Annotated in this window: 1 protein-coding gene; it reads left to right on the plus strand. The window is 54.6% G+C overall.

Annotation, left to right across the window (positions count from 1 at the left end; all coding sequences use genetic code 11):
• Nucleotides 1-134: 134 nt before the first annotated feature.
• The coding region (locus E1963_RS23615) for a hypothetical protein (RefSeq protein ID WP_201272088.1) at nucleotides 135-815 on the plus strand (681 nt) is incomplete at its 3' end.

Here is an 815-nt window from a genome sequence, read left to right on the forward strand (position 1 = left end):
GGGGAAAGAGGTATTCAGCACCGGGAGAGAAGGAGGGAGGGGGAGGGGAAGGAGGGAAGGAAAAAGAGAAAAGAAGAAGGGGAGAAGGGAGGGAGTGTGTGCAAGGGAGACCTATAAACCCTTAGACCTACTTCTTGACAGCGCCAGGAGGAGAGGAGAGAAGGGGGGGAGGAGAGGGAGGGGAGGAGAGGGGAAGAAGGGGGAGGGGAGGAAAGGAAGGGAAAGAAGGAGAAAGAGAGAGAAGAAGAAGGAAGAGAAAGAGGGGGAGGGGGGGGGAAAAAGGGAGGAGAGAAGGAGGGAGAAAAAGGGAGGGGAGAGGAGGAGAGAAAAGAGAGGAGGGAAGAGAGGGAAGGAGAAAGGAAGGGGGAGGAGAGGAAAAAAAAGGAGGAAGGAAGGGGGGAAGAAGGGGAAGAGAGGAGGAAAAGAAGGGGAAGGGAGAGGAGAGGGAGGAGAGGGAGAAAGAGGGGAGAGGAAGAGGAAGAAAAGGAGAGGGAGAAGGAGAGACTGCTAAGAGGAGGAAGAAAGGAAAGGAGGGAGAGGCAGGAAAGGAGGGGAGGAAAGAGAGGAGAGGAGAAGAAGAAAGAGGAAGAGAAAAGGGGAGGGGAAGCGCAAAGGGAGGAGCGGGACATAAACGGCATGCTGGCTGGGCAGGAAAAGAGAGAGGGGAAAGGGAGAGAGAAGAGGGAGAAGAAAGAAGAGGGGAAGGAGAAGAAATAGAAGGAGGAGAGGCTAAGGAAGGGGAGGGAGAGGGAAAAGAAGAAGGAAAAGAAGAAAGGGAAAAAGGGTGGGAAAGGCGGGAGAGGGGAAGAGGAGGA

The sequence above is a fragment of the Extibacter muris genome, from assembly GCF_004345005.1.
Lineage (GTDB): Bacteria > Bacillota > Clostridia > Lachnospirales > Lachnospiraceae > Extibacter > Extibacter muris.